Annotated in this window: 13 protein-coding genes and 1 pseudogene; 4 read left to right on the forward strand and 10 right to left on the reverse strand. The window is 73.5% G+C overall.

The features are described 5' to 3' along the window. Positions 1-63: 63 nt before the first annotated feature. The 9 genes from ACFY00_RS05375 to ACFY00_RS05415 all read right to left on the reverse strand — a co-directional run bounded on the left by ACFY00_RS05375 (position 64) and on the right by ACFY00_RS05415 (position 8,955). Positions 64-780, reverse strand: a complete 717-nt coding sequence (locus tag ACFY00_RS05375; protein ID WP_388027468.1) for an ABC transporter permease — start codon at positions 778-780, stop codon at positions 64-66. Between the two features lie 10 nt (positions 781-790). Further along, positions 791-1,708: an ABC transporter ATP-binding protein gene (locus tag ACFY00_RS05380; protein ID WP_388027471.1), complete on the reverse strand. Its 918-nt coding sequence runs from the start codon at positions 1,706-1,708 to the stop codon at positions 791-793. Positions 1,709-1,717: 9 nt separating this feature from the next. Then, complete coding sequence (locus ACFY00_RS05385) at positions 1,718-2,611, reverse strand: ABC transporter permease (RefSeq protein WP_388027473.1); 894 nt, start codon at positions 2,609-2,611, stop codon at positions 1,718-1,720. Beyond that, on the reverse strand, positions 2,608-3,618 hold the full coding sequence (locus ACFY00_RS05390) for an ABC transporter ATP-binding protein (RefSeq protein ID WP_388027474.1): 1,011 nt from the start codon (positions 3,616-3,618) through the stop codon (positions 2,608-2,610). The genes ACFY00_RS05385 and ACFY00_RS05390 overlap by 4 nt, the downstream gene beginning before the upstream one ends. A gap of 125 nt (positions 3,619-3,743) precedes the next feature. Further along, on the reverse strand, positions 3,744-4,775 hold the full coding sequence (locus ACFY00_RS05395; protein ID WP_388027475.1) for a hypothetical protein: 1,032 nt from the start codon (positions 4,773-4,775) through the stop codon (positions 3,744-3,746). Then, on the reverse strand, positions 4,772-5,545 hold the full coding sequence (locus ACFY00_RS05400; protein WP_388027477.1) for a hypothetical protein: 774 nt from the start codon (positions 5,543-5,545) through the stop codon (positions 4,772-4,774). Before ACFY00_RS05400 ends, ACFY00_RS05395 begins: the two co-directional genes overlap by 4 nt. Beyond that, positions 5,542-6,507 carry a hypothetical protein gene (locus tag ACFY00_RS05405; protein ID WP_388027479.1) on the reverse strand — a complete coding sequence of 322 codons (966 nt, stop codon included), beginning with the start codon at positions 6,505-6,507 and terminating at the stop codon, positions 5,542-5,544. Before ACFY00_RS05405 ends, ACFY00_RS05400 begins: the two co-directional genes overlap by 4 nt. A 34-nt stretch (positions 6,508-6,541) precedes the next feature. After that, positions 6,542-7,417 carry a hypothetical protein gene (locus ACFY00_RS05410; RefSeq protein WP_388027482.1) on the reverse strand — a complete coding sequence of 292 codons (876 nt, stop codon included), beginning with the start codon at positions 7,415-7,417 and terminating at the stop codon, positions 6,542-6,544. A gap of 245 nt (positions 7,418-7,662) precedes the next feature. Beyond that, positions 7,663-8,955, reverse strand: a complete 1,293-nt coding sequence (locus ACFY00_RS05415; protein WP_388027484.1) for a glycerophosphoryl diester phosphodiesterase membrane domain-containing protein — start codon at positions 8,953-8,955, stop codon at positions 7,663-7,665. Between the two features lie 309 nt (positions 8,956-9,264). On the opposite strand from ACFY00_RS05415, the gene ACFY00_RS05420 reads away from it, so the two are divergent. The 3 genes and pseudogenes from ACFY00_RS05420 to ACFY00_RS05430 all read left to right on the forward strand — a co-directional run. Further along, on the forward strand, positions 9,265-10,770 hold the full coding sequence (locus ACFY00_RS05420) for an MFS transporter (RefSeq protein ID WP_388027487.1): 1,506 nt from the start codon (positions 9,265-9,267) through the stop codon (positions 10,768-10,770). A 116-nt stretch (positions 10,771-10,886) separates the two neighbouring features. Next, complete coding sequence (locus ACFY00_RS05425; protein ID WP_388027489.1) at positions 10,887-11,714, forward strand: helix-turn-helix domain-containing protein; 828 nt, start codon at positions 10,887-10,889, stop codon at positions 11,712-11,714. A gap of 446 nt (positions 11,715-12,160) precedes the next feature. Next, positions 12,161-12,370, forward strand: a pseudogene (locus ACFY00_RS05430) (LLM class flavin-dependent oxidoreductase); the annotation flags it as partial. On the opposite strand, the gene ACFY00_RS05435 reads toward ACFY00_RS05430, so the two are convergent. Then, a complete protein-coding gene (locus ACFY00_RS05435) occupies positions 12,370-13,716 on the reverse strand; it encodes a transcriptional regulator (RefSeq protein WP_388027492.1) in 1,347 nt (448 codons plus the stop codon). The pseudogene ACFY00_RS05430 and the gene ACFY00_RS05435 sit on opposite strands and share 1 nt — an antisense overlap. A gap of 190 nt (positions 13,717-13,906) precedes the next feature. Between ACFY00_RS05435 and ACFY00_RS05440 the strand changes: the two genes are divergently transcribed. Beyond that, positions 13,907-14,413, forward strand: coding sequence for a hypothetical protein (locus ACFY00_RS05440; RefSeq protein WP_388027495.1), 507 nt, complete (start codon positions 13,907-13,909; stop codon positions 14,411-14,413). Positions 14,414-14,557 lie beyond the last annotated feature (144 nt).

Raw genomic sequence — 14,557 nt, forward strand, 5'->3', positions numbered from 1 at the left:
GGACCCGGGAACGGGCGGGGACGGTCACCACGACCGTCCCCGCCCGTTCTCCGTCTCCGGGGCCTACTCCTCGCCGCTGAGCGTCAGCCCGGAGAGCTTGACCGAGGCGTACGCGGTGGCGCCGATCCCGACGATCACCAGCAGCCACAGCGCGGTGCCCAGGCCGACCGGGGCGACGACCGTGCCGTCGGCGGCGATCGCCTCGGCCAGCGACAGGCCCCACTGCTGGACGGAGAGGGTCTGGGCGCCCTCGACGTAGCTGCCGATCAGGCTCTCCCAGATCAGCGCGTAGGCGAGGCCCGCGATCACCGCGTGCCGGGTCAGCACGCCCAGCAGCAGGAACAGCGCGCTGTACGCGGCGCCGGAGGCGAGCGCGCCCACGGTGTAGCCGAGCACGACCCGGTCGCCGGTGCCGTACAGGAGGAGTCCGGCGACGTAGAGCGGGACGGCGGAGAGCAGCCAGGTGCTGCCGACCGCGACGGCCAGCTTGGTGGTGACGATCTTCCAGCGGGGCAGCGGCTTGGCGAGCAGGTAGACGATCGAGCCGTCCTCGATCTCGGTGGCGATCACGCCGGTTCCGACGATCAGGCCGGTGATCGGGACGAGCGTGCCGAGGGCGAGGGTGCCCAGGATGCGGTGCGCGAGGTCCAGCTCGTCCAGGCCGCTGCTGCGGGCGAGCACGGAGACGACCAGCAGCAGGACCGGGACGGCCAGCAGGATCAGGACCCGGCGACGGCCGAACAGGCCGCGCGCGGTGAGCCTGGCGACGGTGGTGTTCATCGGGGGCCCTTCAGGACGAGACCAGGTACGAGAAGACGCTTTCCAGCGACTCGTCGGCCGGGGAGACGGTGTACAGGCGGATGCCGGCCGCCCGGGCGACCCTGGGCAGCAGGGTGGTGAAGCCCTGGAAGTCGACCGCCTGGACGCGCAGGGCCTTCTCCGAGGCGTCGAACTCGATGCCCGCGGTGGAGCCGTCCGCGATCAGCGCCGAGGCGAGCTGCCGGTCGTCGCTGGAGCGCACCAGGTAGCGGTGCGGGCGGTCGGTCATCAGACGGCGGATCTCGCGGAAGTCGCCGGAGGCGGCGTGCCGCCCGGCCACCACCACCTCGATGTGGCGGGCGAGCTGCTCGACCTCCTCCAGGATGTGCGAGGAGAACAGCACGGTGCGCCCGTCGGCGCCGAAGCGGCGCAGCAGTTCCATCAGGTGCAGGCGCTGGCGCGGGTCCATGCCGTTGAACGGCTCGTCCAGCAGCAGCACCGAGGGGTCGTGGACCAGCGCGGAGGCCATCTTGACGCGCTGCTTCATGCCCTTGGAGTAGGTGCCGGTGTGCCGGTCCTGGGCGTAGCCCATCTCGACCAGGGCGAGGGCCCGCTCGGCGGCGGCGCCCGGGTCGGCCAGACCGTGCAGTTCGGCGTTGGCGAGGACGAACTCCCAGCCCGTCAGGTAGTCGTACATCGACTCCTTCTCGGGGACGAGGCCGATCTCCCGGTACACCTCCTGGTTGCGCCAGATCCGGGCGCCGTCCAGGGTGACGGCGCCGGCGGAGGGGGCGAGGAACCCGCTCATCATGTGGATGAGGGTGGACTTCCCGGCGCCGTTGGGGCCGAGCAGGCCGGTGATGCCCGGCCCGATGGTCATCGTGACGTCGTTGACGGCGACCACGTTCCCGAACCAGCGGGAGACCTTGTCGATGGTGATGACGGCCATGGCTGCCTCTCAGACGTTCCGGTAGCGGCGCAGCGTCAGCGCGTAGCCGCCGGCCGTGAGGGCGAGGAGCACCGCCAGGAACACCGCCGAACCGGCCCCGGTGGGGGCGTGCAGGGCGGAGAAGTCGTCGGTGCTCAGGTCGAAGAGCCGGTTGACCAGGGCCTCCACCGAGGCGGACGGCGAGATCAGGAACGCCCAGGAGGAGGAGGTCCGCGCCGGGTCGAAGCCGCCGTTCAGGGCGTAGGTGAGGTTGGCCAGCGCGAAGCTGATCATCAGCACGCCCATGATCGCGGCCACGCCGAAGCCGCGGCGCGGGGTGGCGGCGGCGATCAGCAGGCCGAGCGCGGTGTACACCAGCGCGTACAGCACCGCCGCGACCAGGCCGTACAGCAGGTGCAGCAGGTTGTCGCCGACCGGGAACTTCGCCAGCATCGCGCCGGTGAACAGCAGCAGCAGCGGCAGCGCCAGCACGATCATCAGCGCGCTGAACATCGCCGCGAACTTCGCCGACACGTAGTCGCCCCGGGTCGCCGGGCGGGAGAAGTACAGCGGGACGACGTGGTGCCGCAGGTCGCGGGACATCAGCACCGGGGCCTGCGCGGCCAGGAAGATCTGCGGCAGCACCGAGAACGAGGCCAGGTAGTCGGCGTAGTCCTTCGGCATCCTGTCCAGGTGCGCGAACAGCGCGATCGCCAGCATCGCCAGCGCGGGCGCCGCCATGCCGCCCAGCAGCAGGAACGGCAGCACCTTGGACCGGCCGGAGCGGCCCAGGCCGAACGCGGCCCGCAGGCTCTGCACGTACAGCGAGCGGGTGGCGTACCGGCGGCCCAACCGCGGCCCGGTGTACGGGCGGTAGCCGATGTCGTGGATGACGCCGCCGTGGGCGTCGGGGCGGGTGGTCATGCCTGCTCGCCTCCTGCGGCCGCGGTCCGGTACGCGTCCGCGTGCCCGTGCTCGTGCCCGTACTCGTCCGCGTCCTCGTCGGACCGGGTGCTGAAGATCTCGGCGACCCGGTGGCGGCGCTGCTCCAGCCGGACCAGGCCCAGGCCCAGGTCGTCCACGGTGTCGCGGACGGTGTCGTACGTGTCGTCACCGGCCAGTTCCACCAGCAGGATCCGGCTGCCGTCGGCGCGGACGGTCAGGCCGGCCGCGGTCAGCCGCTCGGCCAGCACCGCGTCGGCGTCGAAGGCGCGGTCCACCGGGTGGTCGGTGACCTCGACGGCCAGCAGCTGGGTGGTGCCGGTGAACGAGGCGGTGGAGGAGGAGCGCAGCAGCTTGCCGCCGTCGATCACCACCAGGTGGTCGCACGTCCGCTCCAGCTCGCCCAGCAGGTGGGTGGTGACCAGCACCGAGATGCCGAAGTCGGCGTGGATGCGGCGGATCAGCCCGAGCATCTCGTCCCGGCCGACCGGGTCGAGGCCGTTGGTCGGCTCGTCCAGCAGCACCAACTGCGGGTCGTGGACCAGCGCCTGAGCCAGCTTCACCCGCTGCTTCATGCCGGTCGAGTAGCCGCCCATCGGGCGGTAGCGCTCCTCGTACAGGCCGACGTGGCGGAGCGTGTCGGCGGTGCGCTCGCGGGCCGCGGAGGCGGGCAGGCCGGACATCCGGGCCATGTGCACCACGAACTCGGTGGCGGACACGTCCGGTGGCAGGCAGTCGTGCTCCGGCATGTAGCCGACCCGTTCGCGGATCGCCGGGCCCTGGGTGGCGATGTCCAGGCCGAGCACCTGGCCGGTGCCCTCGGTGGCCGGGGACAACCCGAGGAGGATCTTGATGAGAGTGGACTTTCCCGCACCGTTCGCCCCGACCAGGCCGACCACACCGGGCTCCACCTCGACGGTGAGCCGGTCCAGCGCGGTGACCCCGGGAAACCTCTTGGTGAGGCCGTCCGTCTTGATGACTGTGGACACGGGATCAACGTAGCCGTCCGGCCCCGCCTCGCGGAATGCGCTGCGGAGCCCGGGTTGCCTCCCTCCACGGGATGACCGTCCCGGCCCGCCCCCTAGGGGACGGCGGCGGACCGGGCCGCGGCGCTTCAGGCCAGCAGGCTGCTCTGCAGGGCGACCACCTGCCGGAACGCCTGCGCGGGCACGCCCTTGGGGTTGGTCATCTGGATCAGCGCGACCACGTCGCCGCTCTGCAGCCAGCACAGGCTCCCGGTCGGCGCCCCGCCGGACTTCTGCTCCGACAGCCGCACGTCCAACTGCCCGGCCGCGACCGGGTACTTCCCGTCGCTGTCCAGGGTGGTCGTGGCGATGTCCTTCGTCCCGCTCATCATCCGGACGCCCCCGAAGTAGTCGGCGGCCTCGTCGGACGAACCGAAGTGGAACAGCCGCAGCTCGGTGCGGGTGCCGTCGGCGGTCGTCCAGCCCTGCGCGGCCGCGCCCCGGCAGGCGTCCGTGGTCAGCCGCAGGGTGTACGTGTCGTCCGCGGCCAGCATCGCGTCCCGGTCGCACGGGATCCAACGGCCCACCACCGGCGGCAGGCTCGGCGCCGCGGACGCCGAACCGGACGGGGAGGCCGGGGCGGAGGCCGAAGCCGACTCCGAAGCGGACGGGGACGGGGACGCCGGGGCGGACGGGGACGCCGACGGGCCGGTGGCGACCGCGCCCGCCGGGAGCGGCAGCAGCAGCGCCCGCAGGTCCGCCGCGTGCGCCTTCAGCTTGGAGTCGGCCGGTGCCGACGCGCCCACCGGCAGCGGCGGCAGCGTCAGCTCCGGGAAGGCGTACCGGCCGTCGTTCGGCGTGGCCAGGCCCGGGACGTCGGTGCGCTCCGGCAGGGTCACCAGCACGGCCGCGGCCGCCCCGGTCACCACCGCCAGCAGCAGCGCGCCGCCGACCTGCCAGCGGCGGCGGCGGTCGGCCTTCGACCGCCCCGCCCCGGCGTCCGGCTGCTGCGACGGGTCCTGCCAGGGAGCCTGCCACGGGTCGGACGGGTCGGACGGGTCCTGCGCAGGGCTCTGCGGCGGGATCGGCGGCGGGCTCTGCGGAGTCTCCTCGACGACCGGTCCGATGATCGGCTCCGACCCGGCGTCCGACCCGGTCTGGGGGGTGGTGTCACTGCTCATACGGAGGCTCCCGGTCGGGCCAGTCGGTCCAGTTGCTGACGGAACAGGTCCACGACCTTGTTCTGGTCGAGGGGCGCCACCCCCGAGACCCGCATCTCCACCAGCAGGTCGCCCTCGGCGGAGTAGCAGGACATGTAGTCGAGCTGGTCGCCCGCGACCAGCGGCGGCAGCGCGCAGCGCGCGTCCGGGTGCTCCGGCACGTTCGGCCCGCGCCGGAACAGGTCGGTGTCGTCGACCAGCGCGCCGAACAGCGCGCTCCGCTCCGACACCACCTGCTGGTTGAACTGGGTCAGCTTCAGCACCACCAGCAGCCGGTCGTCGGTCGGCACCAGGCTGCGCACCCCGACGCCGGTGAAGTGCAGGCTGGTGAGCGCCTCCCTGTACTGGTCCCGGTACTTCTTCGGGACCTCGGACAGCTCCTCCTCCTGGGCCTGCTCCAGGGTCCCGGCGAACTCGTCGTCGTTGCCGAGGCCCTTGTAGTCCGGCCCGAGCCGGTACCCGTCGGGCACCGGCAGCAGCAGGTCGCGCAGGCTGCCGAAGTGGTTGCCGTTCGACTTGGCGCCCCACGGGGCGGGCCCGCTCGCCGACGGCGCCGGAGCGGGCGCCGCGGCCACCGGGCGGTCCGACCCGTCCTCGTAGTGCACCTTGATGATCACTTCGCCGACGCCGACGCCGACCAGCGCCGCCGCGAGCACCGCCGCGAGCGCCCTCGGCGCCCGCCGCCGCGGCTTCGCCGGAACGGCCGTCCCGGCGGATTCGATGTCGGTCACGCGAGCTTCTCCCACTGGCGCTTGGCGATGTCTTCGAGTTGCGCCCGGTCCACCGGGTTCTTGGCGTAGACCGCGACGGTCATCACCACGTTGCCCTTACGGGCCAGCGCCTCGCCGTAGTAGTAGGTGTCGGTGCTGCGCGCGTAGTGCAGGGGCTGCTTGCCGATCACCAGGTAGCTCTCGGTGTTGCCAGGGATCAGCGAGACCTCCGATTCGTGGGTCGAGCTCGGGGCCGCGTCGGCGATCGCCCTCCGCGTCGACTCCGGCACGTACTGCGCCAGCGTGACCTGGTACAGGTCGTCGCCCGACTCCCAGGCCACCGAGGCGGCCCGGCGGAAGCCCCCCGACAGCAACGAGCTGAACTCGCGCGCGCTGTCGCCGTAGTTCTCCGCCATGTCGTCCGGGGACAACCAGCCGTCGCCGTCGCCGTCGGTGCGGTCCTCGGTGCCCGCCGGACGCTCGATCAGCAGCTTGCGCAGGTCGCCGTCGATGTCCAGCGGCTGTGGACCGGCCGCGGCCAGCGCCTTCGGGTCCACCCGCTCGGCCGGGTAGGACAGTTTCGGCGCGGCGATCTTCGGCAGCGGCGTCGGCGGCCGGGACGCCTGGATCGCGTACCCGACCCCGGCCCCGACCAGCGGACCGGCCAGCACCGCGGTCAGGAACAGCGTCCCCACCCCGAACCGCGGCTTCCTCCGGACGGGTTCGGCACCGGCCTCGATCACCTCGGCCTCACCGAAGGCCCCGGGGGCGTCAGGGGTGTCGGGAGCGTCGGGGGCCACGGGGGTCTCGGGGACGACGGGGGTCTCGGGGGTGACGGGGGTCTCGGGCAGGGCGGACGGCGGGGCGAACGGGTTCGCGGGCGTGGGCGCTGTCGCGGTGGGTGAGGCGGTGGGCGGCGGGGTGGACGGCTCGGCGGCAGCGGCCGTCCCGGGCTCCGCCGCGTCCGCGGATTCGGTGCTCAACTCTGGCTCCTGGGGAGGGGGTTCGGGTCTGCCGTCAGCCGTTGGCGAGGCGGTCGTGGGCGCGCTTCATCGCATCGGCGAGCAGCGCCTTGTCGGGGTCTCCCTGCACGTCGACGGTGACCTCGTAGACCACGTCGCCGACCACGCCGATGCCGATCAACTCACCGGTGTACGCCTGCTGTTCGGGCTTGAAGACGTAGCCCTTGGCGTTCGACACCCCGTCGATGTCGAACGACTCCCGGTCGTAGCTGCTGTGGTCGGCGAAGCCCTGGGCCCGGTCGGTGCGCTTGAAGCGCTTGAGCTCGATCCGCACCTCGGTCTTCCCGTCCCGGGTGCGGTAGGTGCGGGTGGCCGCGTCCTTGAAGTCCCAGGAGTCGAGGACCCCCTTGATGTCGACGTCCTTGCCGTACCCGGCCTGGATGTCCTCCATGGTCATCATCGTGCCGTCCGGGGAACCGTACGGGTCCGCGTCGTCGGGCACCGGCAGCAGGAAGTAGCGCAGGTCGCCGCTGTGCTTGCCGCCCGAGACGCTGCCCTGCAGGGTGCTGGCCGGGCGCGGGGCCACAGTCGGCGACGGCGTCGGGCTCGGGGAGGGCGTGGGCGTCGGGCTCGGAGAGGCCGACGGGGACGGGGCGGCGCTCGGCACCGCGCCCGACGGGGCCGCCGCGACGGCGTGCCCGGGGTGGTCCGGCCTGCCCACCGCGACGGTGACGGCCGCGCTGGCCGCGGTCACCGCGAGCAGCCCGGCCACCGACAGCACCACCCCGACCGCCCGGGGCAGTCGCCGCGGGGCGTCCGGCGCGGGCAGGGGCTCGATCTCGGTCGCGGGCCCGGCGGCGGGCACGGGCTCGGCTGCGGGCTCGGCGGCGGTCGCGGGTGCGACTGCGGGCTCGGCCGCGGCTGCGGGCACGGGTTCGGGACCGGCCGCCGGTTCAGGGGACGGTTCGGGAACGGACAAGGGTCTCCCCCCAAGGTTCACATGGCTGCCCGCGCAGCGGTTCGAGCCGTCCCCCCGGCCGGCTCGAACATGGTCGTCAACACGCGGTGCACGAATTATGTGAGACCTGCGCTCCCGTCAACAACAGGGTTCAGGGGTCCAATTGCCGTAATGGCGGCCAATCGGGCAGTCCGTGACTGAACCGCAACCAGCAGCGGTCAGTTGTCCTCCGGCCGTTCGTCCGCGGGCCGCTCGGCGCTCGGCGCGGGCGCGGGCTGCGCGGGCGCGGCCTGGGCGGGGACGGGAACCGGCTGCGGGTAGCCGTAGGACTCGCTCAGGTGGATGCCCGCGGCCTCGGCCAGCGCGATGTCCAGGCGCTCGTTGCGGATCCGGCGGTCGATGTAGAGCACGCCGTTGGCCAACGGGACCAGCGGGCCGGTCACCACCGTGGTGAGCAGCCAGATGCCCGTGCCGAACATCAGCATCAACGACATCGCGTCGTGGGTGATCTGCCCGTACAGGGCGGTCCCCGCGTAATCGGTGGTGGTGGTGGTGTCGAACGGCGCGACCAGCGCCACGGCGATCCGGAGCGGGAGGCTGAGGAGGCCGGCCGCGAACGCGCCCGCGATCGAGGTCACCGCGACCAGACCCAGGGAGCGCCACCAGTTGTCCTTGTTGAGCTGCCAGGCCCGGCGGATCGCGGTCTTCGGGCCGCTCTCCTCCAACACCACCACCGGCACCTGCGGGGCCAGCCGGACGGTCACGTACAGGGCACCGACCATGAGCGCCCCGAACAGCAGGACCATCGCCAGAGCCGCCAGGCCCCCGTTCACCAGATCGAGCAGGAGCACGACGACCAGCACCAGCAGGTACCCCAGCAGCACCCCGCCGAACAGCAGCGCCGTCACGGCGGTGGTCGTCCGGAGCCGGGGACGGGCCTCCCGCCAGGCCTGTCCGGCCGTCAGCTTGCGTCCGAGGGTGGCGGCCCGCAGCACCACCGTGGCCAGCGGACCGGCGACCACGTACTGCACCATGAGCGCCAGCAGGTACAGGCCGCCGAGGATCAGGACCGGGCGGACCACGTCCCACAGCTGTCCGGAGGTGACGTCCTCGGGGTCGGTGCGGAACACTTCGAGCGCGTCCGCGAGGGGTCCGGACAGCACGGCGCACGCCACCAGCAGCGGCACCGCGAGGATCCCGGCGAACACCGCCAGCGGCAGGTAGAGCGCTCTGGCGTAGCGGCGCACGGTGTCGACGACGGCGCTGAACATCTCGCCGAACCCGAGCGGGCGCAGCGGCAGCACGCCGGGCTGCGGCGCGACCGGGGGGAGGCCCCACGGGCCCTGGCCCCAACCGCCGCCGGTGTTCCACCCCGGCTGCCCGTAGGCCGGTCCGTACCCCGGCCAGTGGCCCGGCCCGCCGGCCGGCGCACCGCCCGGACCCTGGGCCCCCGGCCCGTACGGCTGCCCGCCGTGCTGCTGCTGACCCGGACTGCCGCCGTCCCCGCTCATCCGTACCCCTCCATGACACCGTCGGGCCCGACCTCCGGGCTCCGGGTCCGAGCCTAGGGCCCTGTTCGGACCCTCGCCGAGGCACCCCTGGCCCGGTCCCGGCCGCCGGGACCGGGCCGCATGACCTGACGGGTAATCGACAGCGCGGGCCGGTGCCGGTGATCGTGGCAGGGCACCGGGGCAACCCGTCGTGCCCCTCCCCCGCACCCCGTACCCCTGCGCGCCCGCGCGCCTCCCGCCCCCCTGCGCGCACCGCGTCGGGAGCGCGCGGTCGAACGCCGTCGCCGTCGGACCCCGAGGAGCCCGCCCGTGAGCACCACCGAGCCCCAGCCGCCCCGCCCGGCCGTCGTCCCCCTCGGCCGCCCGCCGTGGGCGGCCCTGCCCGTCCTGCTGGCGGGCGTCTTCATGCCCACGCTGGACTTCTTCATCGTCAACGTCGCCGCCCCGTCCGTCCGGGAGGGCCTGCACGCCGGGCCCGCCGCCGTGCAGGCGGTGATCGCGGGCTACGGGGTCGCGTACGCGGCCGGGCTGATCACCGGCGGGCGGCTCGGCGACCTGTACGGGCGGCGACGGGTGTTCACGATCGGGCTGGCCGCGTTCACGCTGGCCTCGCTGGGGGCCGGACTGGCCGGGGGCAGCGGGGAGTTGATCGCGCTGCGGATCCTGCAGGGCGCCGCCGCGGCGGTCGTCACGCCGCAGGTGCTGGCCGTCATCGGGGCCGAGTTCACCGGCTCGGCCCGCACCGCCGCGTTCAACGCCTACGGCCTGTCGGTCGGCCTGGCCGGGGTGTTCGGGCAGCTGCTCGGCGGGGCGCTGATCGACTGGAACCCGGACGGGCTGGGCTGGCGCGGCGTCTTCCTGGTGAACGTCCCGGTCGGGCTGCTGGCGCTGGCCGGGGTGTCGCGGCTGGTGCCGGAGTCCCGGGACGTCGTGCCGGAGTCCCGGGACGTCCGACCGCAGGACGGGCGGGGCGACGGGCGGCACGGCGGTAAGGCCGACGGGCGGCGCGATCGGCTCGACCCGGTGGGCGCGCTGCTGGTCGGGGCCGGGCTCACCGCGGTGGTGCTGCCGCTGGTGGTGGGCCGCCAGCAGCACTGGCCGGAGTGGACCTGGCTGCTGCTCGCCGCCGCGCCGCCGCTGCTGGCCGCGTTCGCCGGGCAGCAGCGGCGGCTGGCCCGGCGCGGCGGCGCGCCGCTGATCGACCCGGCCCTGTTCCGGGAGCGGGCGTTCTCGGTGGGGCTGGCCACCACCCTGGTGTACTTCCTGGCGATGGGCTCGTTCTTCCTGCTGCTGGCGCTGTACCTGCAGGACGGGCGCGGGCTGACGCCGCTGCGCTCCGGGCTGGTCTTCACCACCGTCGGCGCGGGCTTCTTCCTCAGCTCGGCGCTGGCCCCGGCCGTCGCCGTCCGGCTGGGCCGCCAGGTCCTGGCGCTCGGCGCGCTCACGGTGGGCGCCGGGTACGCGGCCCTCGCCCTGACCGCCCGGCAACTCGGCGCCGGGGGAACGACCTGGGAGCTGCTGCCCGGCCTGCTGGTGGCCGGGCTGGGCATGGGCCTGGTGACCGCCCCGCTGTCGGACACCGTGCTGGCCCGGGTCGCCCCGCGGCACGCGGCGGCCGCCTCGGGCGCGCTGTCCACCGCGCAGGAGGCGGGCGGCGCGGTGGGCGTGGCCCTGGTCGGCCTGGTCGGGACGGGCCGCGGCACGTCCGCGCACGGCTTCGTGCTCGGCCTGGAGCTGCTGGTCGGCTGCTGCCTGCCGGCCGCGGTCCTGGTCCTGTTCCTGCCCGACCGGGCCCGTCCGGCGGGGCGACCGTGACCACCGCCCCGGCCGTCCCGCCCGTTCCGCTGCGCACCCGCGCCCGGGCCCGGTCCCGTTGCTACGATCCGCAGGTGCCCCCGTCGAGCGCTCACCGCCCATCGCCCGCAGGCGAGTTGGACGCCGGCAGCGGGAGCGGGGGTGGCGGGGACGGCGGGAGCGGAACGGGCTCCGAGGTCGGTGCGCTGCTGCGCGAGTGGCGGCGGCGGCGCGGGCTGACCCAGCTCGACCTCGCGCTGCTCGCCGACACCTCGGCCCGGCACCTCAGCTTCGTCGAGACCGGCCGCTCCCGCCCGAGCCCGGCCCTGCTGGCCCGGATCGCCGACCGGCTCGACATCCCCGACCGGCACCGCGACGCCCTCTACCTCGCCGCCGGGCACGCCCCCACTCGTACCGGGCCCGGCTCCCCGCACCCGCAGTCGGTCGTCCGCGCCGTCGAACGACTCCTCACCGCCCACGAGCCCTTCCCCGCACTGGCCTTCGACGCCGCGGAGGACGTCGTCGCGCTGAACCGGCCCGCCGCGCTGCTCGCCCACGCCCTGCCCGCCCACCTGCGCCGCCCGCCGGTCAACCTGATGCGCGCCTCGCTGCACCCCGACGGCCTGGCCCGGCACGTCGTCAACCTCGCCGAGTGGCGCGAGCACCTGCTCGGCCGCCTGCACCGCCAGATGGTGCACTCCGGCCTGCCCGGCCTGCGCGCCCTGTACCGCGAGGTCTCCGCCTACCCCGGCCCGGCCGCACCCGCCCCGGGCGACGGCGTGCTGGCCCTCCTGCACCTGCGCGCCCTCGGCACCGAGGTCCGCCTGTTCAGCACCGTCACCTCCTTCGGCGCGGGCACCGACACCACCGTCTCCGCGCTCTCCCTGGAGACCTTCCACCCCGCCGACCCCCACACCGCCGAGGTGTTCCGCACCGCCCTCGCGAACGGCACCGCCCCGACGTGACGGCCGACCGGCCGGCCGACCGCCGGCCGGGCGTCCCCCGGAGCAGTCCCTCCCCCACCTGGAACCCGGCCGGGAGCCGGACCGGCAGCACCGTCGAGGTGATCAGCGAGCGTCCTACGGGAAGCGGCTGTTCTCGGTGCGGCGCCTCGGCGACACCCGGCGGCTCCCGATCTACGACCTGCCCGGCCCCTGCTGACCGCCCCGGGCCGCAGGACGACTCGGCCCGGACCCGGGCCGAAGAGGATTCCGCCGTCCAGGTCCTGCGCCCGGGCGGCTCCACCGGCGGGGTCCTGCTGTCCACCGAGCCGGATCCCATGGGTGCCGAGCACGTCGTTCACACCCGGTTCGAAGATCACGACCGCTGCACGTCCGGAGACCGTGCGGCCGGCCCGGTACCGCGGGACGACGCGGCCGTGCGAAGGGGACCGGTCTCGTAGGGTCGGGCCATGCGACTGAGCACGGTGATCCTCCCCATCCACCGGTGGAGCGAGGGGCAGCAGCTCTGGCGGCGGGCCGAGGAACTCGGCTTCCACGCCGCGTACACGTACGACCACCTGAGCTGGCGGTCCTTCCGGGACGAGCCCTGGTTCGGGTCGGTGCCGACCCTGACGGCGGCGGCGACGGCGACCGAGCGGATCCGGCTGGGGACGCCGGTTCAGGCGGCCATCGCGGGCAGCGCGCGCAGGCGCTCACGGAAGGCGGCAACGGCAGGCTCGGCCGCGTACGGCTTGAGGTAGCCCTCGAACTTGGTGAGGCGGTTGACGGCGCGGACCGAGTGGACCTGGGTTTCGAGGAGACCGAGGCCGCGATGGGCGGCGTCGAGGGCACCGTCGAGGTCCTTGCCCGCAAGGCGGGCGGTGGCGAGGCGTCCGGCGCGGACGGCCTGGTCGCGGGGGACGGCGTGGTCGATGGAGGAGGCCAGCGCGCTTGTGGCGCGGTCGACCTGGCCTGCGCGGAGCATGATCTTGCCTTCGGTGGAGCTGAGTTGGGCATCGCCGTACCAGGCCAGCCAGCTCGGGAGCTGGTCGCCGCCGTTCCTGGACCACAGGTCGTGGGCGCGGTTGAGGGCGGATCCGGCCTTCTGGTGCTGGCCGTCGCGGGACAGGCTCTCGGCGTGGTGGAGTTCGAGGTAGCTGCGGACGCCGGGCTGCATCGTCGCGGGGGTGTTGGCGAGCGCGGTCTCGACCTGGGCGACGCGCTCGGCGGGGTTGCCGGCGTCGGAGAGGTGGACGCCCATCTCGGCGAGCAGGAAGCCGCCGAGGGCGTCGTCGCCGATGGTCTTGGCGGCGCGCAGGGCACCGAGGTAGTACTGCTGGCCGGCGGAGCGGAGGCCGCTGTCGTAGGCCATCCACCCGGTGATGTAGTTGACCTGGGCGGCCAGCCCGAGCAGGCGGGCCTCGACGGCCTCGGTGTGGCGGCCGTGCTTGAGCAGAGTCGTGATGATCGACAGGTCACCTCGGGCCTGCTCTATGAGGCGGGCGCCGCCCATCTGCGCGTCCAGGGTCTGGAGCGTGCCGACGCGGGCTTCGAGGGTGTCGACCATGGAGTCCGTCACCTGGTCGCCCTGAAGGGCGGAGGCGAAGGCCGGCAAGGCGGAGGCCCAGCTCGCGGCGACGGTGGCCATGACGGACCCGGTGATGGTGAGAAAGCCCCGCCGATCCATATGCCCACTCCTGACCAGTTCCACCAGTACGTCCACGGTACCGGCCTTCGTCCACGGCGCCGTGATGCCGGTCACCTCCCAGACCGGGAGCCACCTCGGCCACGGACTGGCAACCAGCGTACGGGGATTGACGCCCAGTAGGTCAGCCAGAACGAACTGCGCTTCCGGCCCGGGCTCCTGCCCCTGCTCCCACTTCCACACCAGCGTCCGGTTGGTCGCCAGATGAATCTTCAGCTCGGCGCCGCGTTCGCACATCATGCGCGCGAACCGGATCTTTCCCCACCCGCGTAACCGCATCAGATGGGTGAGCGGGTGAACTGCCAGAACGTCTGAGCTCATCTCAACCCCCAGCAATACATGGCCTGTTGGTGAGCGTACTGCTACCCACTGCGACGCGGGCCGCATCGAGGAGAAACCCCCCAGAAACGTTCCGGAGCGCACTGCTGCGCGGCGACGCTGTACCGCACCGCCAGATCCGGAGCCGTAGAGGGGAAGAACCTTGAACGCAGTCGTACGGGGGCTCTCGGGCATGAACAGTCTCCCGATTCCGGGCGAGTTTCACGTCCAGGCCGGTGGTGATGCCGTGGTCCGGGCACGCAAGCCGATCGCTGCTGTCACGCGGAGCCGGGCCGTCCCGCTGTCCGAGAGCGCGCTCTCCGACGTGATGCTGTGCGCAAGCGAGTTGATACGAATGCGCTGCTGCACGCGGGCGGCGATTGCTGGGTACGGACTGGAATGGACGGGGCGCCTTCTGCGGATCGAGGGGAGGGACCGGTCGCTTCGGCTTCCCGTGGTGTGCGGATCCGACTACGAGAAGGGATCGGGTCAGGGGCTCACTTTGGTCAACGCGCTCGCGTACTCGTGGGGCTGGGAGCCACTGGAGCTCGGGAAGATCGTCTTCTTCCTGGTCGCCACCGATGCGGCCTTGACCGGCGACCGCCGCCTCGGTGCCCTGGTGCATCCGGCCCGCACCGTGGCCGAGGCGGACGACAGCGAGACCACCGAGCCCGAGAGCGGTGTGGTGGCGGCAGCCTGACCGCGCTCTCGACCCGTATCGGCAAGGCGGCCGATCAGGGCTGGTCCGCCCTTCCAACCTTGGTCGCGCTGACAACGAGGCACTGATCCCGCCAGCTCCACCCGCCGACCTCCACGCCTGTCGGACCGGCCGGTGACGGAGTCA

The organism is Kitasatospora sp. NPDC001540, assembly GCF_042894345.1.
Lineage (GTDB): Bacteria > Actinomycetota > Actinomycetes > Streptomycetales > Streptomycetaceae > Kitasatospora > Kitasatospora phosalacinea_C.

What these genes read in the sequence shown, in the direction of transcription:
- ACFY00_RS05435 (WP_388027492.1), bottom strand. Translation starts at nt 13,716, where the DNA reads ATGAGCTCAGACGTTCTGGCAGTTCACCCGCTCACCCATCTGATGCGG.
- ACFY00_RS05415 (WP_388027484.1), bottom strand. Translation starts at nt 8,955, where the DNA reads ATGAGCGGGGACGGCGGCAGTCCGGGTCAGCAGCAGCACGGCGGGCAG.
- ACFY00_RS05395 (WP_388027475.1), bottom strand. Translation starts at nt 4,775, where the DNA reads ATGAGCAGTGACACCACCCCCCAGACCGGGTCGGACGCCGGGTCGGAG.
- ACFY00_RS05440 (WP_388027495.1), top strand. Translation starts at nt 13,907, where the DNA reads ATGAACAGTCTCCCGATTCCGGGCGAGTTTCACGTCCAGGCCGGTGGT.
- ACFY00_RS05375 (WP_388027468.1), bottom strand. Translation starts at nt 780, where the DNA reads ATGAACACCACCGTCGCCAGGCTCACCGCGCGCGGCCTGTTCGGCCGT.
- ACFY00_RS05380 (WP_388027471.1), bottom strand. Translation starts at nt 1,708, where the DNA reads ATGGCCGTCATCACCATCGACAAGGTCTCCCGCTGGTTCGGGAACGTG.
- ACFY00_RS05385 (WP_388027473.1), bottom strand. Translation starts at nt 2,611, where the DNA reads ATGACCACCCGCCCCGACGCCCACGGCGGCGTCATCCACGACATCGGC.